This is a genomic window from Flavobacterium aerium (assembly GCF_030766725.1).
Taxonomy (GTDB): Bacteria; Bacteroidota; Bacteroidia; order Flavobacteriales; family Flavobacteriaceae; genus Flavobacterium; species Flavobacterium aerium.
Map to the genome: position 1 here is coordinate 60,101 of NZ_JARQWR010000014.1, position 26,847 is coordinate 86,947.

Here is a 26,847-nt window from a genome sequence, read left to right on the forward strand (position 1 = left end):
TTTAATGAAAGCCTTCAGGACAATTGTTCTTGAAGGCTTTTTTTTATTACTTATCTCAAGAAATATCCTGGAGACTATTATTTAAGATACTTTAAAAACATTCCGTTATCTTAGTACTACATAAAATATAAGTCAGGTAGAATGAATAAAACAAAAATAATTATTGCCGGTATTGGAGGTGTTGGAGGATATTTTGGCGGTTTATTAGCCCGTCATTTTCAAAACAGTCCAAGTGTTGAAATTAGTTTTATTGCCCGTGGAGAGCACTTAAAAGCGATTCAAAATAATGGCCTTACTGTGATTAATAGTACTGAAACATTTACTGCTAAGCCAGCTATCGCAACAAATAATCCCCCTGAAATTGGGATTGCCAACTTCATTATTATCGCTACAAAAAGCTATGATCTTGAAAATGTAATGCATCAACTACAGCCTTGCATTGATAGAAACACCATCATTTTGCCTTTATTGAATGGTATTGTAAGCAAAGAGCAATTACAGAAAATCTATCCTGACAACACCGTTTTAAATGGTTGTGTTTATATTATATCCCGCCTAAAAGAGCCTGGAATAGTTGAAAATAGTGGGAACATACAAAAACTTTATTTTGGACTTGATACTCCATTAAATAATCAAATACTTTTATTAGAAGACCTCTTAAAACAAGCTGGAGTTGAGGCTATACTTTCAGAAAATAGCACTGAAATTATCTGGGAAAAATTCATTTTTCTTTCTCCTACCGCTACAGCGACTTCTTATTTTGATCAAAACATTGGACCTTTATTAGAGGATGACAATCATCGTACTATTTTAATGGGATTAATTGAAGAAATAACACGAATTGCCAAAGCTCGAAAAGTCGCTATTTCTGAGGATATTGTTGCCTTAACCATGAAAAAGTTAGAAGCATTACCTTATCAGGCTACTTCATCGATGCATACGGATATAAGAAACAATAAACCCAATAACGAACTGGAATCGTTAACTGGGTTTATTATTACCGAAGGACAAAAGTATAATGTCCCTACTCCTACTTATTCAATGCTTTATAATAAGCTCTCGGAAAAATTCAGAAAATAGAACTATACTTAAAGCACGTTTCATAATCTTACAATTTTTCTAAAATTGCTTCTTTAAATTTTCCATCTTCCTTCGAATACATTCCTAAATTTCCGTTCTTTTCTATCACATAGTATTCATTATGCTTATTGTTAGTTTCATATCGGGTTTTATTCTTATATCTACGTTTTGTCAATTTTTGAACTAATTGCCCAGCCTTAGTAAAATTATTTTCAGCATATTCAGACTTCAGTAATAATTGGTTTTTTTCATTAACTAAAAATATTCTACATGGCATTATTGCATCATAATCTTTCCAAATTTTCAAAATTTGTCCTGAAACTTTTACTTTATTGAGTTTATCCATTGATTCTTTTGTAGCTCCTAAAATATTCACCTTTAAAATAGGAGAAAAATGGGTTGTTGCCCAAGCACCATGTCCAACTTTATTTCCAGGTAAATAATAGCATATCCAAATTTTATCAAACTCATTTCTTTCTTTTTTAATTTTATAAGCAATTTTTTCTAATTCTATTTCACTTATTGGTCCGTTTAGTCGTACATCAATACTGACTTTTCCTAATGATAGATTTCTATCTTCACTAATAATTTTATATGATTTACTTAAATATTCTATCTTAACTTCTGTATTTATTAAATTTTCAGTCAATATTTCTATTGCATAATTTTTTGAATTTGTATTACAGAAAAACATTGCAATAAAACTTATAATTATATTTTTTTTCATCTTAACAGTTTGTTTTTTTTTATATATTAAAATATTATAAGATATTATATAATACTATAAACGATAGAATTACAATTAACATTACCCCGAAACATCCTCTATTATTATACTTTGTTTCTTGTGGTGTGCTAGGTATTGTGTTATAAAAACTCTTTGTTTTATTACTCCCTCTGCTATCAAATGAATCTGAAACATAAGTCCCATCTTTTCTGTAATAAGATCTTCTATATCCCATAATTCATTTGTTTTATTTGCTTAATCATAATTTTCCTTTTAGAAGTATTTTTATCTTTATTTCTATTGTAAAATTAGAATCTTAACTTTATTATTTTTTGCGGGTTCCCGTAAATCAGAAAATTTTTAATTCTATTTTAAATATATAATTAACAATGTACTAATCCGCAGTGGTCTTCGGTTGTTTCTAACTGTAAAGTAGGATGTTGAATATTATATTGTTTCATCAAATTCATTACTTTTTTATTGATTTGTTCCATCAATGGTATATTTGAATCTTTGACCACAATATGCAATGTTCCTATATTGTAATTGCCATCCATCGTCCAAATATGTAAATCATGAAAGCTTTGTATTCCTTCTATATTTTGAAGCTCTTTGGATAAATCCTCTACGTTCACATCCTCTGGTACGGATTGTAAAAATATTTTCATAGTACTAATCATAATGTTTGTGGCATTATAACTAATAAACAAGGCTATTCCAATGGCTAATAATGGATCAATCCAAAACCAGTTTGTAAAATGAATTACTATAGCTCCAATCAAAACAGCCACCCAACCTAATACGTCTTCTAACAAATGCAACATAACGGCTCTACTATTATGATTTGATCCATGATTATGAGCATGCGAATGTCCATGGCTATGATCACAATCTTCTTTTTGCCCTTCTTTATTTGATTTTCTAATTTTCAAGAATGCAAAACCATTAATTGCAATACCCAATAGCGCTAACCATACCATTCCAGTACTATTAACTTCATGGGGTTGCATAAAGGATTCTACTGCTTTAATAATCATGCCTACTGCACCAATCAGCAGAAAAACTGCCATTCCCAAAGCTGATAATAATGTAAAGCGTTTGTATCCGTATGAAAATTTGGAGGATCTTTTTTTACCTGATATTTTTTCCAAAAGTACAGCTGATCCTATTGCCATTGCATCCATAAAATCATGAAAAGCATCGGCTAAAATAGCTGTTGAATTGGTTAATATTCCTCCAATAACTTCAATAATTGAAAAGGATAGATTCAACCAGAAGGCAATAGATAACGCTTTTCCGTTTGAGGTATGACTGTGTCCGTGATGATGTCCCATAAAATGTATTTTTTTAATACTACAAAGCTAGTGTTGCATTTCTAAAATATACATGGAGAAAAAGAAGTATGAACTGGACTAATCGAGGATTTTGTTTTTAAATGCGATCGGGGAAACCCCTACAATCTTTTTAAAAGATCGGGAAAAATAGTCTGGATCTTCATAACCCAAAGCAATGGAAATCTCTTTAATCGATTGATCTGAATGATATAATAATCGTCGGGCTTCCAGCATTACACGCTGTAGAATATGATGGGAAACAGAATATCCTGTAACCTGACTTACACATTCATTTAAATAGGATGTGGAAATATTCAAAAGACCTGCATATCCCGCTGGTCTTTTAATATTCTTGAAGTTCTTTTCGAGTGTTGTCCTGAAATTTCTATTGATAATTTCTGCTCGGGTAATAATTGTGATAGGTTCTGTATGTTGCATATATTGCCCAATTACTAAGCCTGCAAAGGCATTATAGCAATCGTTTAATATTTCGGCATATACTTTATCTTTTTTACATTTTGAAGCTCGTATGCATTGTTCCAACATTGATTTGAAAAACAAGAAATCTTCTTGTTCTAATGTTATCGGTTGAATGGATAAATGAGATTGTTCAAGATATTCCAGATAAATCGTATTCAGACTATCGCTGTCCATCCCAATTAAATGAAAATCAGCTTGATGTGCATTCCTAATTCGATGTACTTGATTCGGGTGTATGTATAATATAGATGGTGCAGTTATGGTGTGACTTTCAAAATCAATTTCAAAATCAACAGAACCTTTTTGTGCTAATAAAAAAATATGGTAATCATGTCGGTGTGGATGTCCTGCTTCCCCCGAAGAAGAATAGTTTTCTTCCGTAATTCTTTCCAAAGAAATTCCGTGTCCAAACTCTTCCCCTATATGATTCACGGGAATTGACTTCCTATTCTCGATCTCATTTTTAGATTTAAACTCTTGTAATTCTTTCTTTATTTCTTTCATTTTCAACTATTCTTCTCGACCTCAAAAAACATGTATCTTTTACAATATCTAGTGATTTTTTTATGAATTGTTATGAGTTTTCTCTGTATTTCATGCCCATTAGTTTATTGGGTTTGAGATAAATATAATCTTCTTTAAAATCAATTATTATATTAAAGCGTTTCAATAGATCGTTTCCTAAAAAATTAATTTCAAAACGAGTTGGATTATTACTTCCTAAAAGATAAGTTGGTATATTGGTCAGCATCAAATTCTCCATTTGAAATGCAGGAGCTTCTACAATTTTAGTTTCATACTTTACTCCTCTTGGATCACTCAAAACAGATGTTTTAATCAGCTTCAAGTTTTTAGGGAAATTTTGTTTAGCCATCCACGTACTATCTAAAATGATAGCCTGATCTGAACCGGTATCTACCAAAAATTTTCCTTCATATTTTTTATTCTCAATATCAAAAGTTCCTGTCATACAGACAAAAGACTGGATAAAATCTAATTTTGATTTTGTATAGCCTTTCAGTTTTTTAGGCAATTTAGAATGAACGATTAAAACATTATGGTCATAATCAATTTCAACCTGTTTGCCTTCAAAAAGATTCCAACCAAATCGTCCATCCATTTCACGAGCTGTAACTCCTGTCGGTACAATTTCTGGGTTTGTAAAAATTAGACTTCCCATTTGTACCGTATGCACTTTATTCAGATTATTATAATTTGGTACTACTTTACCTGCTAAAGCATCGGGTTGATTGGAAAGCAATTTCGTTTTTTTCAATATAGCATCTTTTGTAAAACGAAAATCAAATGATCCTACATCAAAATGTAAATTCAAGGTATCTGTACTATTCACAATCGACTGCACATGGATTGCATTGAAAGAGGTCAATGTAAACGGAATCGTATCGTGGGTAACTTTGTTACTCGCTATTTTAATTTCTGGACGTATCGCACTTGTTATTTGAGTATAACAAGAATCTTTCCCGTTCAATACGACAATAAAATTGTGTTTTGTACCAGGTTTCACTTTTACTTTAATAGAATCGATATCTGTATAGAAGGTAACCCATTTTGTTTCTCTGGTTCGATCGGCCGTATAAACGTCCAATTTTACATTGGGAGAAATTGTCCATGCATCTTTATACAAATAAGCTCCATCTTTAATAGCAACAGCCTTAGTGGTCGCTTTAATAATTGGTAATTTAGTCTGGGCAAGTAAGGTTTGTGCCCATAAAAATGGGATCAGTAAATAAATATACTTCATTTTTTATATTGGTTTTATCTTCAATTTGATTCTTTCTTCTTTCCAATTCCATTAGGAAACATTATTGCTAGTAAAACGCAAATGAGTAAAAAATTATATTCCATACCATTTCGACCTCCGCCCACAACAAACCACCCTTCCTTGAAATGAACCATAATAATTCCCATAATCAAGACTAGAATAGTAATAATAGAAGCCCATTTTACATATTTATTTGCTAACAGAAGTAATGCACATAGAACATGTGATAATTTTATAATCCACGCCAATAGAACTCCGTAGGGAGCAAATCCTACTTGGTTTAAATAAAAATTACCGAAATCATTTATACCGTTATCAAACATCCCAAATACACTGTGTGTCAAAAGAATAATTGATACAGCTATCCTCAATATTAGATTACCATCCATAATTTCGTTTTTAATATGTAATAACTTGTCGCTTTTTTACAAAAATATCTTCTGCTACAAATAACACATAATTTTAATGCTTTATCAAATAAATTTAATACAATAAAATAGTTGATATAAACTGAATCCTCTTACTCGCTGTTTAAATTATAATCCATTCTCTTTTGCAAAATTCAACAACTCTGTTACATTCCGTACTTGACATTTACTGAGCAAATTTCTTCTGTGAGTTTGAACGGTGAGAAAACTTAAAAACAAAATTTCAGAGATCTCTTGTGTTGATTTTCCTTCTGCTAAATGTGACAAAACTTCTTTTTCTCTGCGGGTTAATCGAGGAATGGTTCTGAAATCGTCAATGTGCATTCTATTCACAATACTTTTCACTTCATTGCTAAAGACCAATTCACCAGCAATTGCTTTCTGGATGCATTCCTTAAATTCATTAAGGGAGGCACTTTTCAATAAATAACCATTTGCCCCATTCTTTATCATTTGTAAAACTATACTCCGCTCTGCCTGACTACTCATAGCCAAAACAACAATCTGAGGATATATCTTCTTGATTTTTAAGCATAGGTCAATGCCATTGATATCTGGTAAAAATACATCCAATAAAATGAGATCTATTTTATGTAAATTTCCATATTCCAATAATGCTTTTCCAGACTTAAATGTTCTGATAATTTCTACAGCATCCGATTGGGAGAAAAGAACCTGTAGTCCTTCAATAACAATGGGATGATCGTCCACGATTACAGTTTTATATGATTTTACCATCTGTATTATGATTATACTGTTAACTCTATATTTATAGCCGTCCCTGTTTCTGGAGTAGAATCGATTTCGATTTTCCCGTTTAATAAATCGACTCTATTCTTTAAATTCTTCAATCCTAATCCTTGAAAATCGCCCATCTTATCGATATCAAACCCAACTCCATTATCTTCGATTGTAATAAAAAATCGGTCTTGATTCTGACTACAATCCACTAGAATAGTAGTACAATTAGCATGCTTTAGGGCATTATTCAATAATTCCTGTACAATTCTGTAAATTGTAATCTGAGCACTTTCTGGAATTGTATTCTCAATTTTATTGGATTGAAATTCAATCTGAATATCATTTGTATTCAATATGTGGCATAAATCATTCAAGGCATGTTCTAATCCTAATTTCAATAATGATTCTGGAATCAGATTATAGGATACTTGTCTTAATTCGGTAATGGAATTATTCAATAGCGTATTCATATTCTCTATTTCATCCGCATTTACTGTATCCAAAGCTGTGTTCACTTTTATAAATCTCATTTTTAAGGAGGACAACATACTTCCTATTCCATCGTGTAAATCACGGGCAATTCTTTTGCGTTCGGCCTCTTCTCCCCGAATCATGGCTTGCATAACATCAATTTCTTTTTGGTTCTTCAGATTGGTTAAATTCTGATCATAATTTTTGCGATGCTCTAATGCCATTTTTTTCTGGTTTTTAGAATTTCGCCAAAGAATTAAAACAAGGAGTACTAATATAAATAGTACTGCGACCAATAATCCATAGTATAGTTTGTTGTTTTCTGCAATCAATGAAGCTCTCTCTTTATGGGCTTCTAATTGGCTGATTTTCTTTTCATTTTCCGACTTGTTGAACTTCGCCTCTAGTGCTGCAATTTCTTCCCGATATTCAGATGCATTCAAACTATCGCTTAAAGTAATGTATTGAGAACTATACTTATAAGCATTTTTAGTATCTCCTAATTTTTCGTAGACAGACGCCAATTCTTTATTGTAATTTTTCTTATCTATAGTTAGTATATTCTCGTTGTTCAATAGCTCTTCCAGTAAATCTCTGGCTTCTGCATAACGGCCTAATTTTTTTAAAGGAAGATATTTTGCAAAGTTCAAGCGGTTTCTTAATAATATATTATGATGATAGTCACTATTTATAATTCCTTTATCATAACTTTTTATAGATTCTTCTAACTGATTTGTTTTAGAATAATACAATCCTTGTGCATAATAAAAACTACCATTTAAATTGGATTGAGGATACTTTCTCAAAATCGAATAGGTAATATCCAATGCTTTTTTTGCCTCTTCATACCGACCTAATTCCAATAAGTTTTCTGCTTTTATGATATATGTTTCTAATTTTGATTCCTCATAAGTATAACTCGCTTTGGATGCTTTATCAATGTATTCTATTGCCTTATTCAAATAATCATTCGCTTTTTCTCTTTCTAAAGCATTCATCGAAATAATCCCCAATGATTTATAAATACTACTTACTACTTCATAATCTTCGCCTTTGACTGCTAATGGCATTGCTTCTTCTACTAAAATACGCATCGCGCCTTTTTCATCACTCTCCATTTGTTTGAGTATCGACTGATTTTTAAGGATTGTTGCTCGGATTACGTAGGCTTCTTTTATTGGAAACTTCTTAAGCTCACCATTCGCCAAAGTCAATTGATTTCCATATCCCTTAATATCCCCTTTCAATAGATAATCCGTAGCATTATAAAGAATAGCAACGGCTTTCAAGAACTTATATTTGGGCGCTATTTCATTAGCCATAATCCTATACTCATTCGATAATTCAGCGTTTTTACTTCTTCGGTATATTTCGGAGAGTTTAAAACTATTAATACATTTTAAACTATCTGACTTAGTCGATTTTATCAACATTGTCAAACTATCTCTAAATGGTTTATCATCATCCAATGTATAAACACTTTGTGCCTGTAGCATTTGTGAAAAAAATACTATGCAGAAAAGTAATCTTAATCTATTTTTCATATAAAACAAAAATACAGTTTCATTATAATTTAAAATTAATATGCCTTTTTAGATCTCCAAAAATACCTGAAATCAGGTATAAAAATATACTTTTTTTCAGGTATATGAATACATTCTGTATCCCAATACTTTTGAATTTATAATTCTAAACAAAATAAAAATGAAAAAGTCTATTTTAAAATCAATCGGTATTATTGCAGTAGTAGTAATGAGTCTGACATCATGTAGCAGTAGTGATGATGATAATGGAGGAGGCGGAAACGCTAATCAAAGAAACGTAAAATTTGAGGTAACAGGAAATTTTACTGGTGACTTAAGTGCTACTTTTATTGTGGCTAGCGGTGGTGCTGTATCAGAAGATCTTCCTAGTTTACCATGGATAAAAGAAATCACTTATGAACCAAGTGTTTCTGGTACAGGTATCTCAGTAGGTGGTACTGGTGGTGTTGCTGGACAAACTTTAACAGTGAAAATATTTTCTGGTGGAACACTAATATCGACTACACCTGCGACGGCAAATAATAATGGTACAGTTACTATATCTGCTCCTTCGTATATTTTCCAATAAGTAAAATATGTTTTAATCATAGGGGCTAGTTTGGGACATTGCCCCTATGATTTTATATCATTATTAGTACGATCAATTCCGAAAATCAGAAATTCATTTTTCTTATTTCCTACTTATAGTTATGTCTGTTCAACTTTTATATATTCAATTTGCTTGCATAACAAATAAGGCCATTTTCTTATAATGATTATTTAATACCGTATTTATTTCTTTTGATTTTTTCATTACTTTTACCGACTAATCCTGTCTCTCAGTAGTGAAAACCGATAAGAAACCTAACATACTACATTTGCTGAAACCCTATCGTGGTTTATTGGCACTTTTATTACTTTTTACCGTTCTCAGCAATGCCATTAACCTTTGGCTGCCCAAAATAATATCCAAAAGCATTGATGCTTTTAGTGCGGGTACATTTGTTTACAAACCAGTACTTACCGAGTTTTCTATCGCGGTATTTTGTATCATGATTTTTGGTCTGTTTCAAGGTATTATACAAACGTATGCTTCCGAGAAAGTAGCCCGTGATTTGAGAAATCGACTTTCCAATACTATTTCTAGACAAACGAATGCTTTTATTGAAGAGGCTAATCCATCAAAATTACTGACCAACTTAACGGCCGATGTTGATTCTATAAAACTCTTTGTTTCACAAGCTTTGGTTGCCGTAGTTTCTTCATTATTCATTATCATTGGAGCAAGTGTATTATTATTTTCTATCAACTGGAAGCTAGCCCTTTGCGTTATTGCAATTATTCCTATTATTGGAATTACATTTTTCATGGTATTGCGCAAAGTAAGAACTTTATTCATTGCTAGTCGTGCAGTGACCGATCGCCTGAATAAAGTAATTAATGAAAGTATATTAGGTTCGGCTTTAATCCGTGTAATTAATTCACAACAATTAGAATATCATAAATTCCTTGAATCCAATACTAAAGCTCGTGATTATGGACTTTCTATTCTTGCTCTTTTTGCAGGACTTGTCCCTGTAATTACCTTTACAGCCAATATGGCGGGGTTAACGATATTAGCCTTGGGTGGACATTTTGTTATTGAAGGCAGTATGACTTTAGGGGATTTTGCCGCTTTCAACAGTTATCTTACTATGTTGATTTTCCCTATTCTTGTTATTGGTTTTATGAGTAATATTATGGCACAAGCCAGTGCTTCTTACAGTCGTATTATCAATATTATTGAAAAACCAGATCAACCCGAAACAGGAACAATTACTGATGATTTGAGTGGTGCTATAGCCTTAAATGACGTAAACATGTCCTATGGACAAACACCCGTTTTAAAAAACATTTCTTTTAATATCACACCAGGTTCCAAAATTGCGGTTATCGGACCTACAGCCGCCGGTAAAACGCAATTGCTTTATTTATTGACTGGTCTTATAAAACCTGATTCTGGCACCATCAATTTTGATGGTCATGCTATTGAGGAATACAAAAGTGAGACTTTTCACAGTCAAACAGGATTTGTATTTCAGGATAGTATTATCTTCAATATGAGTATCCGAGAAAACATTGCTTTTAGTGATACAGTAACCGATGAATTTTTACAGAAAGCTATTGAGACATCTGAATTAAAAGAGTTTATTGAAGCGCAGCCGCAAAAGCTGGACACCATCGTCTCCGAACGTGGTTCTAGTCTTTCCGGCGGACAAAAACAACGTATAATGCTCGCTCGTGCCTTATCCATCAATCCTAAAATTTTACTCTTAGATGATTTTACAGCTCGTGTGGATCAAAATACAGAAGAGAAAATATTAGGTAATATCAGAAATAATTATCCTGGATTAACCTTATTATCGGTTACTCAAAAGATCGCTGCTGTAACTCATTACGACCAAATCATATTAATGATGCAGGGAGAAATTATCGCTATTGGCCGTCATGAAGAACTGCTTCAGACTAGTCCTGAGTACATCCAATTATACCAATCGCAACAAAGTACCAGCAATTATGAATTATGATTTAAATAAACTTTCCAATAAGGAAAAGAAAATATCTACGATTGCCGGAGTAAAAAGTCTGTTGCAACTGATTGCTCATGAGCGTAAAAACCTCTTGTTAGCATCTTTGACAATATTACTGAATTCCTCACTCAACTTACTTGGCCCTTATTTAATAGGTCATGCAATTGATGTATATGTACAAAATAAAGAATACCATGGTGTATTAGTCATTTCTGGCGTGCTTTTAGGCATGTATTTGATTACTTTGTTCACCAGTTATTTCCAAACAAAATTAATGGGTGGTGTAAGTCAACGTATGTTGTTTACACTTCGAAATGCTATTTTCAATAAATTACAATCTCTGCCTGTTGCGTTCTTTAATGCAAATAAAGCTGGGGATTTGATTTCCCGAGTGAATAATGATGCGGATAAACTAAACTCTTTTTTCTCTCAATCCTTAACACAGTTTATTGGAAGCATTGTTACAATGACAGGCGCAGGAATCTTCTTGTTGTCTATCAATTTAAAGCTTGGAGCGGCTACGCTTGTTCCCGCAATATTCATTTTGATATTTACACAATTGGCTTCGGGATGGGTGAAACGAAAAAATGCAGCCAATTTAAAAAGTACAGGTAGCTTAAGTAGTGAAATTCAAGAAAGTTTAGCCAACTTCAAAGTCATTATTGCTTTTAATCGTCGTGACTATTTTAGAAAGCGTTTTAGTGAAGTGAATCAGCAAAATTACAATACATCGATTGGTGCAGGATTAGCCAATAACTTATTCTTGCCCGTTGCTACATTTTTCTCTGGATTAGCCCAATTGATTGTACTTACTTTTGGTATTTATCTTATTGCAGCAGGTGAGTTTTCTGTAGGTTTATTAGTTAGTTATATTGCTTATAGTACCAACTTTTATAATCCTTTAAGACAGTTGGCAACACTATGGACCAGCTTCCAGGTGGCCATGGCAGGTTGGGATCGCATCAACCAAATTCTTTCACTGGAAACGAATTTAGTACAACTTAAAGAAACTACTCCTTCTTCTGATTCATCTGCTTTTGTAGAATTCAGAAATGTTCATTTTGGTTATGATGAAAAAGAAATTTTACACAATATATCTTTAGAATTAGAAAGAGGAAAAACGTATGCTTTTGTAGGGCCTACGGGTGGTGGAAAAACGACCACGGCCTCTCTTATTGCTCGTTTATATGATCCTACGGCAGGAACAGTTTTCCTAAATGGAAAAGATATTCGTACTTATAATGATCAGGAACGTACACAGAAAATTGGTTTTATCCTACAGGAGCCTTTTCTATTTACGGGAACGGTAAAGGAAAATATTTTGTATGGTAATGATGCGTATGCAAATTATACTAACGAACAATTGGAAGAAGCAATCCATGAAGCTAATCTTGAGAGTCTTTTAAAGATTTTTGAAAATGGACTTGAAACGGTAGTTTCCTCCAATGGGGATAGTATTAGTTTGGGCCAGAAACAGCTTATTGCTTTTATGCGTGCTGTATTACGAAATCCTGAAATTTTGATTCTGGATGAAGCTACAGCAAATATTGATACGGTTACAGAACAACTATTAGAAAACATACTCAATAAACTTCCTCAAAAAACAACTCGTATTATTATCGCACACCGCTTGAATACCATAAAAAATGCTGATGTTATCTTCTTTGTGAACTCGGGTGAAGTTATTCGTGCTGGTTCATTTGAGGATGCAATGGACAAATTATTAAAAGGAAAAAGATCAAGTTAATTTTGACTTCTTTACTATAAAACAAAACACCGCATGCATTTGATTGAAATGTATGCGGTGTTTTGATATAAAATTGATTTTTATTGATTGACTAAGGGTGATAATCGGGTGCCTAGTAATTCTATCGCTTTCATTAATTTATAATGTGGTAAAAAGGCATTATCCATTTGGAAAGTAACTCTTGTAATTCCTCCTAGAGCCTCACTGTGACGTAAAATCTTTTCGGCTACTTCTTCTGGACTTCCAATGAGCAACGCTCCTCGCTCTCCTCTTTGGGCTTCAAATCGTTCACGAGTTACAGGAGGCCACCCTCGTTCTTTCCCTATTTTAGTAAATGTTTCTGCATAACCTGGATAAAAATCCTGAATAGCTTCTTCGGTAGTTTCGGCTATATAACCAATAGAGTGTAATCCCACTTTAAGCTGTTCTGGAGCATGTCCTGCCTTTTCTCCTGCTTCTCGATATAGGTCAACCAAAGGACGGAAACGATGTGTTTCTCCTCCAATAATAGCCACCATCAAAGGCATTCCTAATGTCCCTGCTCGCACAAAAGACTCTGGTGTTCCTCCTACACCTAGCCAAATCGGTAACGGGTCTTGTAGTGGTCTTGGATATATGGGTTGATTCTTAAGAGCAGGTCTAAATTTTCCTGACCAATTTACCACTTCATTTTTTTGAATATCCAGTAATAATTCTACTTTTTCGATAAATAATTCATCGTAATCTTCTAATTTATATCCAAATAAGGGAAATGATTCTATGAAGGAACCTCGTCCTACCACCATTTCTGCTCTTCCCTTAGAAATTAAATCTAGTGTTGCATAGCTTTGAAATAATCGTACTGGATCTGCTGCACTCAAAACAGAAACAGCACTGGTTAATTTGATTTTTTTCGTTCGGGCTGCCGCAGCGGCTAATAGCATAGCAGGTGCAGAATCTAAAAATTCCTTGCGGTGATGTTCTCCAATACCGAATACATCTAATCCCATTTTATCGGCATATTCTATTCGCTCTAATAATTCTGCAATAACTTCTGTACTACTTAAAGATATGCCCGCTTCATTACGAAATGTTGCTGAGGCAAAACTATCTATTCCTACTTCCATACTATTTATTTTATGTGATATTATTATTGTACTCAAACTTCTTGTTCTATAAATATATCAATTTCAAATTGTAAAATATTTGACGTTGTATTTTATTTAAGATAAGCTTTTTACAAAAAAAGAAAGGACGAGCAAATTGCTCATCCTTTCTCCACTAAACATTCTAATCAAAATAACCATGTATAATCAGAATATTATAAAAAACTAAAGTAACAGTAAACATAAAATCGCTTATTGCATTATAATACGAAATAGGCATTTTTTACCGGTTCAATATGATGAAGTTCATTTTTCGGTTTTGGAACGGTTTCATCAAATTCATCTCTAAATTCATTCACCATCTGCATTAATACATTTTCAATCGAAATCGAAATCGCTACAACTGGTGTATCTGTAGGTCTATTTTCAAATGGGTCTTGTAAATGAATCGCCATTTTCTCAATCAGGAAGAACGCAGCTCCAATGGTTGTTACTAATGGAATTTGTAACCATCCTAATAGACCTGTTAATCCAAATGGTAATAATATGATGAACAAGCACAGTGTAAATCGTATGTACATACTGTAGGTTGTTGGGAAAATAGTATTCTTAATTCGCTCACATTTACCCATAGAATCACATAATCGCGATAATGTATTATCGATTTCAACTTGTTGGTACTTATTGATCTTTCCTTCATCTTTTGCTCTTCTCAGTGCTTTTGAGTGCAGAATTAACAATGCATTAGGGACGTGTTTGTGTTTTTTCACATACTTATATTCTTCTGGTGATAGAATATTTTCAATCGGTTTCAAGGGATCTTTTCCTTTTAAGGATTGTCCTAAACTATAACACCAAGCAGATTGTCTTTTGGCAAAATCTTCTTTAAAGTCATTTGCTTCTACTGAAAAATCTGGGTCTTTATAAAATCCTATCACCTGACGGATTAATGTTCGCGAATCGTTTACAATTGCTCCCCATATAATTCTAGCTTCCCACCAGCGATCATAAGCCTGATTAGATTTGAAGGCTAATAAAAGTGATATAATGGTACCAATAATTGTTGGTATTGCAATCGGTATGTTTAATGCGTCTGTTTCGTTATAGCGGTGAAACAGTTCAAATGAAATAGCATACAGAATTACGAGAATAAGCTCAACCTTGATTTTCCCAAGGACGTATTTCATTGGTATTTTCTTTTTTAATAGCATCTCTTTTTATTTTAAATTCATATACTCATTTCTCGAAATCCTTTGATTTCAAACCATCTCCTCATATAAAGAAAGAACGGGTAACCCTAGTGTTTCATTGACAGATGACTCAGTACTTCTTTTAAATTTTATTTTTTCTGGCTTACGTGTTTCAATCAATAAATTGATCTTATTTTTTGAAATTGCTTCTGTAATGAGTGGTGTAATTTCTTCTAGTTTTTGGTCTTCAAAAACTTTTGCCTGACTTACAATTCTAAAATCAAATTGTCCTTGCATTAAGGATTGTAAATCTTCTGCCTGAAGTCGTGATTTTGTTTTTTCTAAATACAAAGCGGTATTCAAATCATGTTCTTCAAAATGGTCACTTAGGTGTAATATGGGACACTTTCCATTTAATAGAATTTGCAAGAAGAGTTTATGGATTTTCTTTTGTGCTGTTTTATAGGATGGAGCTAATATGGTCAATCCAATATGATGGTGCTCCATTAGATTTTTTAATATTGGCGAAGAGATACCGTATTGATTGCAGATTTTTAAAGCACAATTTGATGAATTGGATGCTAATATTCTGCAACTCTTTAAGATCTGTTGTTGTGAAACAGTCATTTCACTTTTAAGGTTTCTCAAAAAGAAGGCTGAAGATTCAGTTTCTAAAACTTCTGATACTTGTAATAGGATAATCGTGCAATGCTCCCCTTTAGATTGTTTAATCGCCGTTTTTACCGCGTTAATTGTATCTAAATCAAGTGTCGTTGGTATAAGTAAATTTTTCATATGTATATTTTTTATACATACAAATTAAGAGCGTCAAGATTATAGGTCTCTTAGATTAAAATTAGAATTTTCTAAAATTTCACATTAGAATTTCTAATCTTGGTTTTTTAGGAATGTAATATTCACTACTGTTCCTTTACCTGTCTCCGATTGGATTTGTAATTTACCATGGTGCATACGAATGATTTTCATTGCCAAAGGCAAGCCTAATCCATATCCATTGTATTTGGATGCTATTTTGCCACGGAAAAAAGGTTCATATAAATAAGGAATATCTTCGGGTGGGATTCCAATACCAATATCCGTAATGCTAATCTTAATTTTTGTTTTATCGGCAGATAGTACTACAAATACCTCATCATTATCGGAATACTTCACACCATTTGAAATAATATTATTCAAGGCTAATTCCAATAAAGGTCTATTACACGGAATGGTCAGTAATGATTCGTCCTCGGGAATCGTATTCAATTTAATATTTACTCTATTGTCAGGATAAATTTTGTCCATAGAAGCTTTTACTTCCATCAATAATTCATCCATTCGGGCAATATCAAGCACTTGTTTTGTACCATCGTATCCCGTTTGTGTGAGTTTTAAAAGGCTTTCTGTTAGATTTCCTAATTTTGAAGCCTGTTTATTAATATTTCCGAGTGACTCAATGTATTCTTCTCTTTCTCTATCTTTCAACAGCATTATTTCTGTTTCTGCAATAATCGTAGTGATTGGTGTTTTTAATTCGTGTGAGGCATTATTAATGAAGTTTGCTTGTATTTCAAAAGAAGTCTCTAGCCTGTCCAACATATCATTGAATGTTTTGGTAAGATCTGAAATCTCATCATTCCCTTCTACATCGGGTAATCTATTGTGTAAGTTTGAAGCACTGATTCGTTTTACTTCTTTGGTAATGTTCGCCATTGGATTAATAACTCTTCGGGCTAGCACCTTCCCGAAAAAGTAGGCTAATATTAGAAATCCGATACCTCCAAAGATTAACAACTGTAGAATGTATACAACACTAGTATTCCCACGTTGATCCTTCGCCGTTACAATAACCATATACTTTTGTCCAGATTCATTAAATACTTGGGCATAGTAATAGCGATAATCTTCTTCTACCCAACTGGAACCTGTACTCATGACTTTTGCATAAAATTCTGGTGGCAAATGCAAATCGGTATTGTATTCAAAGGTATTTGCTCCATTAATTTTCAGTACATAATCTTTTTCTTCAATTAGTCCTTCTAAACTTTCGTTCTTAAACTCCTGAAAATAACGTGTTTTTACCAAATCATTTTGGTAATAAATGGTTGAAGTAATTTTTGCTCTATCCTGTAGTCTCTTTAAAAAGTAATATTGGTTATTCTGTTTGAACAGAAAAAAAACCGCGGCACTTAAGAGTAGTGTGCTAAAGCAGGAAAGCGCTATATAGGTAATTGTGATTTTCTTTCTTATCTGCATGGTACTATGACGATTTTATAACATAACCCAGACCTTTTACAGTATGAATCAATTTGTTCTGATAGGGCTTATCAATCTTATTTCTTACATAATTAATGTATACATCTACAACATTTGTATTCATATCAAAATTAATATCCCAAACATTATCTAGGATGTGTTCTCGTGATAGAATTGTTCCGGCATTCTTTGCTAAATAATATAATAACTTAAACTCTTTGGCTGTGAGTTGTATGGATTGCCCATCTCTTTTGACCGACTTGGTTCTTCCATCGACTTCCAAATCATCGATAATAATCTTGTCATTCGGTTTATGTTCCTGAGTAGATCGTCTTGCTAAAGCACTAATTCTAGCTTCTAATTCTAAGAATTTAAATGGTTTTGCTAAATAGTCATCGGCTCCAGCATTCAGTCCTGTAACTACATTCTCTGTCGTTCCCAAAGCGGTTAATAGTAGAATGGGTACAAAGTTTTTTGCAGCTCTTAATCTTCGGCAGACTTCTATTCCATTAATATCTGGAAGCATCACATCCAGAATAATAACATCGAATGTGTGATTTTGAATCATTTCCAAGGCTGTTCTTCCATCCATCGCTACGCTTACTTCGTTGTTCTTTTCTGAAAGACCTTTTCGAATAATGGATAAAAGATTCGGTTCATCTTCTACTACTAATAATTTCATAAAAATCAGGGAAATTTTTAATGTGCAAACGCAAAAATAGGTATTGAATTCTTAAGTTTTTCTAAAACAATTCTTTTTTTATTATTTTTCATCTTTTGACATCTATAGGATCGGTTCCTGATTATAATGAAAATTTAGCGGTTATTTATTCTTCTTTTCTAAACGTTGCTACTCGATTTAGTTAGTAATTCACCTTTCAAAATCTTATCCTGACTATTTGCTCGAATTGTTAAAATTAACTGTGAAGCCCCTAGAAACAGGTATCAATGCTTCCAATGAGCCTTTTTAATCATTTTTTCGCCCTTATTTTGAGGACTAATTAACTCAAAAGAAAAAATTATGACAAAAGAACTAAACTTTATTTTTCTCTGTTTTTTATTATGCTGTTTATCCGCTTCAGCACAATCCTATCAATGGGGCGGCAGTTATGGCGGAGATGGAGAAGATGTTGCCTTTTCCCTACATGTAGATCCAGCAGGAAATTCTTATACCACAGGATTTTTTACAGAAAATTGCGATTTCGATATGAGTCCAAATAATTATATACTTAGTACGAGTATCTTTTATCAGGCATTTGTAATGAAAACAGACAATGCAGGGAATTTTGTATGGGCAAAACAATTTGGTAGCGATGAGGCCTTTGATTATGGTACTGCTGTTACTACAGATGCTGCTGGTAATGTTTATGTTACCGGAACGTTTCAGGAAACGGGTGACTTTGATCCCGGTACTGGAGAATTTATGTTAACTACAAATGGTGGCATTGATATATTTGTAGTCAAACTTGATCCTAATGGAAATTTCGTTTGGGCAAAAAACATAGGTGGTTTGGAATATGAAGAAAGTAATGGTATAGGAGTCGATACTCAAGGCAATGTCTATATTTCTGGTTATTTTTATAATGAAGTCGACTTTGATCCAGGTGCTGGCGTATACAATTTAACACCTGCAGGTAATGAAGGTAACGGAGATGGATTTGTTGTTAAATTATCCTCGAATGGAGATTTTGTCTGGGCAAAACAATTTGGTGGTGACAAATTTGATTTAGCTACAGCCATGAAGGTTCGTCCAAATGGAGATACTTATATTACAGGCTATTTCAAAGAAACTGCTGATTTTAATCCTAATCCAACTGAAACTTTTTTGCTAACTACTCCACCACAAACGGTAGCAGGGTTCTTATTACATTTAAATAGTGATGGGGCTTTCATTAAAGCTGTAAAAACAGGAACGTCTTTAAATGAAATTCAAAATTTAGCGATCGATGTTGATGCAAATGATGCTGCTTATATCACGGGATATTTTGGGGAATCGGCGAGCTTTGATACTCCTACTCCAACGGCATTTACTGCTACATCAGCCTTAAGTGGTTATCTTGCTAAAATTAATAGTGATGGAACAATAGCTTGGGCCAAACAGCTTCCAAGCGAACAATTCACTGGAGGTTTTGATATTGCTGTCAATTCCCTGAATGAAGTTCTTGTTACAGGCTATTATGATGGAATATTACAACTGGGCACCACTACTTTAACAAAGGAAACAGACAAGGCTATGGAGAGCTTTTTTGCTAAACTAAATGCTAATGGTGATTTCATTTCTGCCTTCCGCTTTGGGGGTGTCGATGCAATTGATCGTGCTGGAATTGCTGTAGATGCTACAGATAATATTTACCTCACAGGAGTATATCAAGGTTCTGCAAATATTAATCCAGTTCCTGGGCAAGCAAATTTGGTTACCGCAGTCGATTTTAGAGACGATTATCTGATTAAAATGTCAAATACTACTTTATCAGTACCAGATGTACAACCAAATGTAACATTGAAACTATATCCTAATCCTTCAAATAGCTACATTAATCTGAAAAGTTCAGTTCCATTAGTGGATAAAAACTATATGGTTTTTGATTTAACGGGAAGACAAATTCTATCTGGTAAAATTGAAACAAATCAGCGTATTGATGTAAGATCCTTAACAAAGGGCACTTATATCGTAAACATTGATCAAAGTTCTTATAAAATCATTAAAGAATAATAATTAATTTTCCGGCATTTAGACTTGGAAGGAACCGAATTAAATACTATTTTCCGCCATGGAAAATTGGACAATGTTCGTCGACTTTATTCTGATTGCCGGAATATCTCTATTAGGTCTTAATATTCTTTTTTTGTCTAAAGCAAAAACTCATTTTTCTCAAAAACTACTCATCGTATTTTTTGCCAATGCCCTATTCTTTTTATTGTATTATTACGCTTATACACACCGATCAAAATTATTAGGTGCTATTGCGGTTTTTTTCGGGAACGGAATGGGATTTATTCTCGGTCCACTCCTCTTATTTCTTCTAAAATCTCTTGTACTCCCAAAAGCACAATACATTCATTCTTTATACAAACATCTTATTCCCTTTGGTTTACTGTGGTTATTTGTCTCTCTTCCGTTGTCCATCAGTATGGCAACAGATCATTTAACGGAATACGGCAACTGGTATGCGCAGCATGATTATTATTTTAATCTTGTAGAAAATGTATTCTTTTTGGTTTATGTAATACTCGCTTTCCAGTTATTAATGCGTATTCAAAAAGCTTCCAGAGAAAATTATTCTTCAGTCAAAAAAAACAATCTGAATTGGTATAAGCACCTGTTAATTGGTATCTTCCTCATTATAATATTAGATACGCTTTGTACTGTATATGAGCTTTTCTTCCCAATGATTCCATGGAATATTGGAACACTCATTGCTTTTAGTTTTGTATTTCTATATGTATATTTAGGATACAAAGGAATGTTTCAGGCTCAAATATTGATTCCAGATTTTTTGCTTCAAAAACTATCCATTACTGAAAAAACAGAAGAGGTTCCACAAGAAATTGAAACTCCTGTCCAAAAAGCATTAGTTCGACAGCTTGACAATTATACACCAGAAGAGATTGAAAAATTAAAACAGGAGTTATTCGATATTCTGGAAAACAAAAAACTGTATCTCAATGATGCGTTAAGCTTAACGGAATTAGCAGAAGAAATGAATATTTCAAATAAGAAACTTTCCGAGTTACTGAATCAATACGTTAATATTAGTTTTTACAACCTGATTAATCAATACCGAGTAACGGAGGTTATTGAACGTATGATGTTGGACGGTTCTGACAAATATACTTTAATGGGAATTGCTTACGAAAGTGGTTTTCAATCCAAAGCTAGTTTCAATCGAATTTTCAAACAAAAAACAGGCGTTTCTCCATCAAAATACAAAAAGGATTTAGAAGCTAAAAATGAAGCTATTTAATTCAACCTCATCGATTTATAATAAAGGAGATAATAATCGAGCCATTTTTTCTGCCATTTGTTTTATCGTAGGACGATTTTGCCACTCTATTAAATCAATCTTATTTGCATCCTTAATATCATTAAAGAAAACATCGGCTAGTTCGCCTGCAATGCCTTCATCATATACAATGGCATTTACTTCAAAATTTAAATCGAAGCTTCGATAATCAACATTGGCTGTTCCTACCATTGCCATTTTACGATCTGTAACGAGTGTTTTTGCATGAACAAATCCTTTTTCATACAAATAAATCTCTACCCCTGCATTCAGTAAATCATCGTAATAAGACCATGCTGCAGCATTTACAATTTTGGAATCGGAAACTCCGGGAACCAATAATTTTACTTTTACACCGCCTAGTGCTGCAACAATTAGCGCATCATGAACACTTTCATCAGGAATAAAATAAGGGGTTGTCAACAAAACTTCTTCTTCCGCTAAATTAATTGATTGTAATAAAGCATAGGCTATCGTTGGTCGATCCGAATCGGGACCACTGGCGGCTATTTGCACAATCTTATTGTCTTTTACTTCCAATGACTGATTTGATGGAAAAAATACATCGTTAATTTCTAGTTTTTCATTGGCACAAAAATTCCAATCACATAAAAACAAGTATTGCAAATGACTTACTCCTGGACCTTCAATTCTTAAATGGGTATCACGCCAAAAAAGCTTTTTGGCATCACTTACTTGGTTAATGTACTTATCACTCACATTGATGCCACCAACAAAACCAATATTCCCATCGATTACAATTATCTTTCTGTGATTGCGGTAGTTTAGTCTATTTGCAAAGGCTATGAAAATTATTTCATGGAATGGAAATGCCTTAACACCTGCTGCGCGCAAACGAGGCACCATCTTCTTCCGAATGGTACGACTTCCAAAATCATCATAAATAAATCGTACTTCAACTCCTTCCTGTGCTTTTTGTATCAGAATCTTTTCTATACTCTGCCCTATTGCATCATCTTCAAAAATGTAATACTCAATATGAATATGTTTTTTAGCTTGTAATAAAGCCTCTAATACATCAGGGAATTTCTGTTCTCCATTCACTAATAATTTGACGGAATTATTCCCTGTCAGAGGACTTGTGATGTCTTTGATGAGCATCTGAACTAATTTCTTATTCTGTTGTACCGAAGTAATACTTTCTGTATAAATATTAGTGGAATAATTATACAGGTCTTCTTTTAGTTTTGAAGCTAAAGCGCTGTCTTTAATAAGCTTTTTACTGTATATTTTTCGCTTTCTGTAATTAATCCCTACAGAAAAGTAAATGATGATTCCTAATAACGGTAAAAACAGTACTAAAAGCACATAGGCTAATGTTTTTGTATTATTCTGAGTATCATAAATAATCCGTATACAAACTAATACAAGGATTATTCCATAGATGATTTCTGCAAGCAATAGCCAATTCATAGTGTCACTTTATTACTTTACAATTCCATTCTGTATAAATCAAATCCTTTCGCCCAATAGTCTTTTTGAACTTCTATTAGTTTGAATCCAAATTTCTCATAAAATTTATAGGCTAATTGTGATGTTCTCACCGAGATTTTCTCTACAGTATCAAATGTTTTTAGTTTTTCAACTCTATGTTTTAAGAGCTGATTACCAATCCCTTTTCCTTGGTAGGCTGGATCTAGTATGTCCCAACTTATTCTTCCCATTTTTTGGTCTTCTGAAAAATTGATTCCACCACTACCTACTACTTTCTTATCGTATTCTACAACATAATACTGTTCAATTTCATGATCCAAATAATGAATTAAATCTTTTTCTTCTTCTAGTGAAAAATATTCTGGTGTATTGAGTTTTAATAAATCAATAATTTCAGGTTTATCAGTCGTTTTATAGGCTCTGATTATAATGTTATTTTCCATTTTTTATTTGTTTATTTTCGTTTTCAACAAATCCATTAATGCATTTACTCCATCAAAAGTTCCTTTATAATAATTTCCTTTTTTAAATTCTGTAATAAAATAATCATCCATAATCTTATTCGTTTCTTCATTGGAAATTATCCTTTCTATTTCTTTTCCATTCTGAATCCGAATACTTCTAAGTCCTAAAGAAATGGCAATTAGAATTCCATTACCTCTATTCTTTTTCTCTATTCCCCAAGCTTGAGCAATATGCAGCGATAGCATTTCAAAATCCTCTAAAGATGTTTTCTTTCGGTCAATCGTAACAATCCGAATTTGAATTGTCGTTTCTTTCTCAAAATCTCTAATTATTTTGTCCAATTGTTTTTCTTCTACATCTGAATATAATTGTTCATTATCGCTTGTTGTTTCATTGAATTTAGAAATATACTCCTGAAGAACATCATTATAACCTTCTTCTTTTTTGGAATCATTGGTTGTTTTTGTCTGTGCCCAACTATGGGATATACAAAATAGGGATATGATTAAAAAAATCTTTTGCATGGGGTAATCTATTCTATATCGATTCATTTGTTTTCCAGAATATTCATTTGTTTTTGTATTGAGAATAAATATAAGAGTATTAATTGAAATAATTTTGATACTATAGTGATTTGGCTTATTTTAGTATGTCGCAAAATGGCAATACTTGAATACAATATTACTACTCCATACAAATTATTTATACTCTCAATTGTGAATACAAAAATCAAACATCAAGAAGGCGAAACGTATGTAAAAGCAATCCGTCTTTACAATATTGAAGGAGAAAAATGTTCTTTTGAAACTGGAATGTTACCTACTACAACCTATATGGAAACGAGTTCTTTTTTTATCCGGACTCACGTAGGAACTTATGGTAGTATTGCACACCCTGCACCTAGAAAACAATATGTAGTAACACTAAAAGGTAAGCTTGAATTTACAGTCAGTAATGGTGATACTTTTTATATTGAACCTGGTATTATTCTCATTGCAGAGGATATACTCGGAATAGGTCATACCTGGAAAGTTATAGAAGGTAATGAATGGGAACGATTGTACATTCCTTTACACGAGAATGCCTCTAACCATTTCATAAAAGATAAATAATAGAGATTAATTTACTTTTCTTTATACTCCAAATTGACTTAAATGATGGTTTAGGTGCTTATAAAACATATTATTCCATTCTGTTTTAGTGAGCTTCCCAAAAGAGTGAGAGTCTTTACCATCAAAATAGTTTTCGCCCAATTGTTGGCTCTTTTGGATATAATTGATTAGTCTGTTTTTCTCCAATTCAAAATCTTTATCACCCGTCATAATAAACTGAGAAGCAGTGTGACCATTGTGTTTATATGGTGTTTCGCTACTACAAGATTTTTCACTAATGCTTTCAAAAGGAATCGCATAAAAGCATTCGGTCTTGGATGAATGTCATCATATACCATTTCATAGGAAACATTACAATGTGCCAACATCTGATCTACAGACATTTTTCCCCATAAAGGTTTTGAAACTGGTGTTAACTCGTTAATACGATTTATTGTTTCAATTGAAATTTCTTCGTCAAATATGTTTTTCATCTTTTAAACCATTATGCTTATATCGGACTAAATATACTGTAATAATTTCTCCATGCCAATAAAAATTTCTACCTTATAGTGTATTTTTGTTGTTAACACTTCAAATACTAAACGTATCATAGTAAGGTGTCCAAAATTTAAAATTTTCAACTATTTGTAATTATCTATAATCTATAAAAGAATAATGGAATCCCTAATTTACATTCAAAAATTTACAGCTAACGATTTCGACCAATACTTTGATTTAGTCTGTAATGAACAAGTAATGGCCATGATTACCGAACGTGCCATTCCACTCAATGAAGCACAACGCGATTATGCCGCCCTATTGTTTAATAATTGTATTCATCCTGTCTTTGGTAATTACAAAATATACGAACAACAAACCAAACGTTTTATTGGGTTAGCCAAACTTGAAATTAAAACCATTGATTCCGTTGAAGCCGAATTAGGTTATATGTTATTACCTGAATTTTGGGGTAAGGGTTTGGGTACAGCCGTAACTCAGCTGATGATGTCCAAAGCAATGGAACAACCTCATCTTAAAAAAGTAATTGCTATCATTGATCCTACTAATATTCCATCTAGGAAAATATTAATAAACAATGGCTTTCTTTCAGAAAAACTCTGCGATTTTGATGGTTTACCGGGTGAAATACTCAGTAGAATACTATAACAAAAGGGCTTTGTAAAGAATACAAAGCCCTTTTTGCTTTAAAACACAACCGATTCTAAAAATTCTATTATTTCAAAAGGAAAAAGTTTAGAGAATATTCTAATTCAAATGTCTGAATGGAATAAAACAATCAAATCTTAATAATTACAGTACTTTATTTGAAACTTGTTCCTGCACCCAAGCTACCACATCGCCTCCATTTTTATCTGGTGGAAAAATAGGATAGAAATATTTTACAATTCTTCCATTTTCAATGATGAGTGTAACTCGCTTCAAATAGCGAACTCTTTCTGCTTCAAATGTGGGTAATTTCAAAACACTACTCCATTCCAAAGTTGCATCACTCAATAAATCAAAAGGAAGATGAATCCGTTCTTTTTCCTGTTTCAATCGAGATACCGTTTGTATACTCATTCCGTACACTTCTGTATCTAATTCTTTCAATTCTTGATAGTGATCTCGAAAAGAACAGGATTGTGGTGTGCAACCACGCGCTCCAGGAATAGCATCCCATCCATCTGGTAATTTAATTTCGGGCGCTCCTGTCATAGGATAACAATAGAGCACAATGCGTTCTTTCTTATCCTTCAATAAAACCTCTTCATTATTTGTGGAAGGCAGTGGAATATTAGGTACTATAGCACCTACTAAATGATCGCAAGCACCATCATCAATTGGGATTGGCAAATTTGGTGGAAGCTGACGGAATGCATCCAACTCCAAGTTAATTTCAAATAAACTGAACATTCCTGTTTTATAATGTTCCGGTAAAAGCTCTCTATTTTTAATATCTGTAACCCCTAAATACATAAAGCCGCAGCCTATATAATAAGTATTCAGTCTACTATTTCCACTCCCCGTATCCATTCTGATGAATCTCTTCTCTTTTTCTATTGCATGTCCTTTTGACCATTGTACAATTTCTTTCACCATACCTCTCCCTCTAAATTCAGGATTGGTCGCAATTCGATGGATATAAATTGCGGGATCTTTGTCTTTTTCACCCCAGATAAAAGGATCATTGTACTCAATACAGAAAACACAAGCAATTTGCCCGTCTACCACAATTTTCCATTGTTTTCCTTCTCTAATTTCTTGTAATACGCGCTCACGGTCAAATCCTTTCCATGATCTATGAAAAACTTGTTGTTGGTATAAAGTTGCTCCATCGTATATCTTAAAGAGCATATCAATATCTGATAACTCACTATTTATAATCTGCATAATTTACTTTTTTTATTGATCAC

General features: G+C 33.0%; 27 protein-coding genes. 8 read left to right on the forward strand and 19 right to left on the reverse strand.

All coding sequences use genetic code 11. The annotated features are described in order from the left end of the window. Nucleotides 1–141: 141 nt before the first annotated feature. Nucleotides 142–1,080 (forward strand): ketopantoate reductase family protein, encoded by a 939-nt coding sequence (locus P6733_RS16905; protein WP_306354137.1) that lies wholly within the window; start codon nt 142–144, stop codon nt 1,078–1,080. A gap of 28 nt (nt 1,081–1,108) precedes the next feature. On the opposite strand, the gene P6733_RS16910 is transcribed toward P6733_RS16905, so the two are convergent. The 8 genes from P6733_RS16910 to P6733_RS16945 all read right to left on the reverse strand — a co-directional run bounded on the left by P6733_RS16910 (nt 1,109) and on the right by P6733_RS16945 (nt 8,540). Continuing rightward, nucleotides 1,109–1,807 carry a hypothetical protein gene (locus P6733_RS16910; RefSeq protein ID WP_306354138.1) on the reverse strand — a complete coding sequence of 233 codons (699 nt, stop codon included), beginning with the start codon at nt 1,805–1,807 and terminating at the stop codon, nt 1,109–1,111. 34 nt (nt 1,808–1,841) lie between these two features. After that, the gene (locus P6733_RS16915; protein WP_306354139.1) at nt 1,842–2,042 is read right to left on the reverse strand and encodes a hypothetical protein; all 201 of its coding nucleotides are present in this window, start codon (nt 2,040–2,042) and stop codon (nt 1,842–1,844) included. A 148-nt stretch (nt 2,043–2,190) separates the two neighbouring features. Further along, nucleotides 2,191–3,141: a cation diffusion facilitator family transporter gene (locus tag P6733_RS16920; protein ID WP_306354140.1), complete on the reverse strand. Its 951-nt coding sequence runs from the start codon at nt 3,139–3,141 to the stop codon at nt 2,191–2,193. A 78-nt stretch (nt 3,142–3,219) separates the two neighbouring features. Then, nucleotides 3,220–4,125 (reverse strand): AraC family transcriptional regulator, encoded by a 906-nt coding sequence (locus tag P6733_RS16925; protein ID WP_306354141.1) that lies wholly within the window; start codon nt 4,123–4,125, stop codon nt 3,220–3,222. A gap of 70 nt (nt 4,126–4,195) precedes the next feature. Then, nucleotides 4,196–5,383 carry a hypothetical protein gene (locus P6733_RS16930; protein WP_306354142.1) on the reverse strand — a complete coding sequence of 396 codons (1,188 nt, stop codon included), beginning with the start codon at nt 5,381–5,383 and terminating at the stop codon, nt 4,196–4,198. Between the two features lie 20 nt (nt 5,384–5,403). Next, nucleotides 5,404–5,793, reverse strand: coding sequence for a DoxX family protein (locus tag P6733_RS16935; RefSeq protein ID WP_306354143.1), 390 nt, complete (start codon nt 5,791–5,793; stop codon nt 5,404–5,406). Between the two features lie 147 nt (nt 5,794–5,940). After that, nucleotides 5,941–6,570 carry a response regulator gene (locus P6733_RS16940; RefSeq protein ID WP_306354144.1) on the reverse strand — a complete coding sequence of 210 codons (630 nt, stop codon included), beginning with the start codon at nt 6,568–6,570 and terminating at the stop codon, nt 5,941–5,943. An 11-nt stretch (nt 6,571–6,581) separates the two neighbouring features. Continuing rightward, complete coding sequence (locus tag P6733_RS16945; protein ID WP_306354145.1) at nt 6,582–8,540, reverse strand: tetratricopeptide repeat-containing sensor histidine kinase; 1,959 nt, start codon at nt 8,538–8,540, stop codon at nt 6,582–6,584. Between the two features lie 208 nt (nt 8,541–8,748). On the opposite strand from P6733_RS16945, the gene P6733_RS16950 reads away from it, so the two are divergent. The 3 genes from P6733_RS16950 (at nt 8,749) to P6733_RS16960 (ending at nt 12,884) form a co-directional block, all read left to right on the forward strand. After that, a complete protein-coding gene (locus P6733_RS16950; RefSeq protein ID WP_306354146.1) occupies nt 8,749–9,156 on the forward strand; it encodes a hypothetical protein in 408 nt (135 codons plus the stop codon). Nucleotides 9,157–9,445: 289 nt separating this feature from the next. Next, nucleotides 9,446–11,134, forward strand: coding sequence for an ABC transporter ATP-binding protein (locus tag P6733_RS16955; RefSeq protein WP_306354147.1), 1,689 nt, complete (start codon nt 9,446–9,448; stop codon nt 11,132–11,134). Then, nucleotides 11,055–12,884, forward strand: a complete 1,830-nt coding sequence (locus tag P6733_RS16960; protein WP_306354148.1) for an ABC transporter ATP-binding protein — start codon at nt 11,055–11,057, stop codon at nt 12,882–12,884. The genes P6733_RS16955 and P6733_RS16960 overlap by 80 nt, the downstream gene beginning before the upstream one ends. An 80-nt stretch (nt 12,885–12,964) precedes the next feature. On the opposite strand, the gene P6733_RS16965 is transcribed toward P6733_RS16960, so the two are convergent. The 5 genes from P6733_RS16965 to P6733_RS16985 form a co-directional block, all read right to left on the reverse strand. Continuing rightward, on the reverse strand, nt 12,965–13,990 hold the full coding sequence (locus P6733_RS16965) for an LLM class flavin-dependent oxidoreductase (RefSeq protein ID WP_306354149.1): 1,026 nt from the start codon (nt 13,988–13,990) through the stop codon (nt 12,965–12,967). Between the two features lie 239 nt (nt 13,991–14,229). After that, complete coding sequence (locus P6733_RS16970) at nt 14,230–15,156, reverse strand: bestrophin family protein (protein ID WP_306354150.1); 927 nt, start codon at nt 15,154–15,156, stop codon at nt 14,230–14,232. Between the two features lie 72 nt (nt 15,157–15,228). After that, on the reverse strand, nt 15,229–15,954 hold the full coding sequence (locus tag P6733_RS16975) for a hypothetical protein (RefSeq protein ID WP_306354151.1): 726 nt from the start codon (nt 15,952–15,954) through the stop codon (nt 15,229–15,231). 93 nt (nt 15,955–16,047) lie between these two features. After that, the gene (locus P6733_RS16980) at nt 16,048–17,415 is read right to left on the reverse strand and encodes a HAMP domain-containing sensor histidine kinase (RefSeq protein WP_306354152.1); all 1,368 of its coding nucleotides are present in this window, start codon (nt 17,413–17,415) and stop codon (nt 16,048–16,050) included. Between the two features lie 4 nt (nt 17,416–17,419). Further along, the gene (locus P6733_RS16985) at nt 17,420–18,097 is read right to left on the reverse strand and encodes a response regulator transcription factor (protein WP_306354153.1); all 678 of its coding nucleotides are present in this window, start codon (nt 18,095–18,097) and stop codon (nt 17,420–17,422) included. Between the two features lie 339 nt (nt 18,098–18,436). Here P6733_RS16985 and P6733_RS16990 point away from each other — a divergent pair, with 339 nt between their 5' ends. Both P6733_RS16990 and P6733_RS16995 read left to right on the forward strand, forming a co-directional pair. Next, nucleotides 18,437–20,128, forward strand: a complete 1,692-nt coding sequence (locus P6733_RS16990; protein WP_306354154.1) for a T9SS type A sorting domain-containing protein — start codon at nt 18,437–18,439, stop codon at nt 20,126–20,128. 58 nt (nt 20,129–20,186) lie between these two features. After that, nucleotides 20,187–21,380 (forward strand): helix-turn-helix domain-containing protein, encoded by a 1,194-nt coding sequence (locus P6733_RS16995; protein WP_306354155.1) that lies wholly within the window; start codon nt 20,187–20,189, stop codon nt 21,378–21,380. A 15-nt stretch (nt 21,381–21,395) separates the two neighbouring features. On the opposite strand, the gene cls is transcribed toward P6733_RS16995, so the two are convergent. From cls to P6733_RS17010, 3 genes are read right to left on the reverse strand one after another with little or no spacing between them, the layout of a single operon-like run. Beyond that, complete coding sequence (cls, locus tag P6733_RS17000; RefSeq protein ID WP_306354156.1) at nt 21,396–22,853, reverse strand: cardiolipin synthase; 1,458 nt, start codon at nt 22,851–22,853, stop codon at nt 21,396–21,398. Nucleotides 22,854–22,870: 17 nt separating this feature from the next. Further along, on the reverse strand, nt 22,871–23,317 hold the full coding sequence (locus P6733_RS17005) for a GNAT family N-acetyltransferase (protein ID WP_306354157.1): 447 nt from the start codon (nt 23,315–23,317) through the stop codon (nt 22,871–22,873). 3 nt (nt 23,318–23,320) lie between these two features. After that, nucleotides 23,321–23,863, reverse strand: coding sequence for a TPM domain-containing protein (locus P6733_RS17010; RefSeq protein ID WP_306354158.1), 543 nt, complete (start codon nt 23,861–23,863; stop codon nt 23,321–23,323). A 135-nt stretch (nt 23,864–23,998) separates the two neighbouring features. Here P6733_RS17010 and P6733_RS17015 point away from each other — a divergent pair, with 135 nt between their 5' ends. Next, on the forward strand, nt 23,999–24,451 hold the full coding sequence (locus tag P6733_RS17015; protein WP_306354159.1) for a cupin domain-containing protein: 453 nt from the start codon (nt 23,999–24,001) through the stop codon (nt 24,449–24,451). A 21-nt stretch (nt 24,452–24,472) separates the two neighbouring features. On the opposite strand, the gene P6733_RS17020 is transcribed toward P6733_RS17015, so the two are convergent. Both P6733_RS17020 and P6733_RS17025 read right to left on the reverse strand, forming a co-directional pair. Then, on the reverse strand, nt 24,473–24,661 hold the full coding sequence (locus P6733_RS17020; RefSeq protein ID WP_306354160.1) for a hypothetical protein: 189 nt from the start codon (nt 24,659–24,661) through the stop codon (nt 24,473–24,475). Next, nucleotides 24,658–24,924 carry a hypothetical protein gene (locus P6733_RS17025; protein WP_306354161.1) on the reverse strand — a complete coding sequence of 89 codons (267 nt, stop codon included), beginning with the start codon at nt 24,922–24,924 and terminating at the stop codon, nt 24,658–24,660. The genes P6733_RS17020 and P6733_RS17025 overlap by 4 nt, the downstream gene beginning before the upstream one ends. Before the next feature lie 184 nt (nt 24,925–25,108). On the opposite strand from P6733_RS17025, the gene P6733_RS17030 reads away from it, so the two are divergent. Then, on the forward strand, nt 25,109–25,600 hold the full coding sequence (locus P6733_RS17030; RefSeq protein WP_306354162.1) for a GNAT family N-acetyltransferase: 492 nt from the start codon (nt 25,109–25,111) through the stop codon (nt 25,598–25,600). 144 nt (nt 25,601–25,744) lie between these two features. Here the strand turns inward: P6733_RS17030 and P6733_RS17035 are convergent, their stop codons facing one another. Continuing rightward, on the reverse strand, nt 25,745–26,824 hold the full coding sequence (locus P6733_RS17035) for a GNAT family N-acetyltransferase (RefSeq protein ID WP_306354163.1): 1,080 nt from the start codon (nt 26,822–26,824) through the stop codon (nt 25,745–25,747). Nucleotides 26,825–26,847 lie beyond the last annotated feature (23 nt).

What these genes read in the sequence shown, in the direction of transcription:
- P6733_RS16915 (WP_306354139.1), bottom strand. Translation starts at nt 2,042, where the DNA reads ATGGGATATAGAAGATCTTATTACAGAAAAGATGGGACTTATGTTTCA.
- P6733_RS16930 (WP_306354142.1), bottom strand. Translation starts at nt 5,383, where the DNA reads ATGAAGTATATTTATTTACTGATCCCATTTTTATGGGCACAAACCTTA.
- P6733_RS17025 (WP_306354161.1), bottom strand. Translation starts at nt 24,924, where the DNA reads ATGAAAAACATATTTGACGAAGAAATTTCAATTGAAACAATAAATCGT.
- P6733_RS16990 (WP_306354154.1), top strand. Translation starts at nt 18,437, where the DNA reads ATGACAAAAGAACTAAACTTTATTTTTCTCTGTTTTTTATTATGCTGT.
- P6733_RS16920 (WP_306354140.1), bottom strand. Translation starts at nt 3,141, where the DNA reads ATGGGACATCATCACGGACACAGTCATACCTCAAACGGAAAAGCGTTA.
- P6733_RS17030 (WP_306354162.1), top strand. Translation starts at nt 25,109, where the DNA reads ATGGAATCCCTAATTTACATTCAAAAATTTACAGCTAACGATTTCGAC.
- P6733_RS16975 (WP_306354151.1), bottom strand. Translation starts at nt 15,954, where the DNA reads ATGAAAAATTTACTTATACCAACGACACTTGATTTAGATACAATTAAC.
- P6733_RS16995 (WP_306354155.1), top strand. Translation starts at nt 20,187, where the DNA reads ATGGAAAATTGGACAATGTTCGTCGACTTTATTCTGATTGCCGGAATA.
- cls (WP_306354156.1), bottom strand. Translation starts at nt 22,853, where the DNA reads ATGAATTGGCTATTGCTTGCAGAAATCATCTATGGAATAATCCTTGTA.
- P6733_RS16950 (WP_306354146.1), top strand. Translation starts at nt 8,749, where the DNA reads ATGAAAAAGTCTATTTTAAAATCAATCGGTATTATTGCAGTAGTAGTA.
- P6733_RS16960 (WP_306354148.1), top strand. Translation starts at nt 11,055, where the DNA reads ATGAAGAACTGCTTCAGACTAGTCCTGAGTACATCCAATTATACCAAT.
- P6733_RS17020 (WP_306354160.1), bottom strand. Translation starts at nt 24,661, where the DNA reads ATGACGGGTGATAAAGATTTTGAATTGGAGAAAAACAGACTAATCAAT.
- P6733_RS17010 (WP_306354158.1), bottom strand. Translation starts at nt 23,863, where the DNA reads ATGCAAAAGATTTTTTTAATCATATCCCTATTTTGTATATCCCATAGT.
- P6733_RS16935 (WP_306354143.1), bottom strand. Translation starts at nt 5,793, where the DNA reads ATGGATGGTAATCTAATATTGAGGATAGCTGTATCAATTATTCTTTTG.
- P6733_RS16970 (WP_306354150.1), bottom strand. Translation starts at nt 15,156, where the DNA reads ATGAAATACGTCCTTGGGAAAATCAAGGTTGAGCTTATTCTCGTAATT.
- P6733_RS16925 (WP_306354141.1), bottom strand. Translation starts at nt 4,125, where the DNA reads ATGAAAGAAATAAAGAAAGAATTACAAGAGTTTAAATCTAAAAATGAG.
- P6733_RS16940 (WP_306354144.1), bottom strand. Translation starts at nt 6,570, where the DNA reads ATGGTAAAATCATATAAAACTGTAATCGTGGACGATCATCCCATTGTT.
- P6733_RS16905 (WP_306354137.1), top strand. Translation starts at nt 142, where the DNA reads ATGAATAAAACAAAAATAATTATTGCCGGTATTGGAGGTGTTGGAGGA.
- P6733_RS16980 (WP_306354152.1), bottom strand. Translation starts at nt 17,415, where the DNA reads ATGCAGATAAGAAAGAAAATCACAATTACCTATATAGCGCTTTCCTGC.
- P6733_RS16945 (WP_306354145.1), bottom strand. Translation starts at nt 8,540, where the DNA reads ATGCTACAGGCACAAAGTGTTTATACATTGGATGATGATAAACCATTT.
- P6733_RS16910 (WP_306354138.1), bottom strand. Translation starts at nt 1,807, where the DNA reads ATGAAAAAAAATATAATTATAAGTTTTATTGCAATGTTTTTCTGTAAT.
- P6733_RS17005 (WP_306354157.1), bottom strand. Translation starts at nt 23,317, where the DNA reads ATGGAAAATAACATTATAATCAGAGCCTATAAAACGACTGATAAACCT.
- P6733_RS16985 (WP_306354153.1), bottom strand. Translation starts at nt 18,097, where the DNA reads ATGAAATTATTAGTAGTAGAAGATGAACCGAATCTTTTATCCATTATT.
- P6733_RS17035 (WP_306354163.1), bottom strand. Translation starts at nt 26,824, where the DNA reads ATGCAGATTATAAATAGTGAGTTATCAGATATTGATATGCTCTTTAAG.
- P6733_RS17015 (WP_306354159.1), top strand. Translation starts at nt 23,999, where the DNA reads ATGGCAATACTTGAATACAATATTACTACTCCATACAAATTATTTATA.
- P6733_RS16965 (WP_306354149.1), bottom strand. Translation starts at nt 13,990, where the DNA reads ATGGAAGTAGGAATAGATAGTTTTGCCTCAGCAACATTTCGTAATGAA.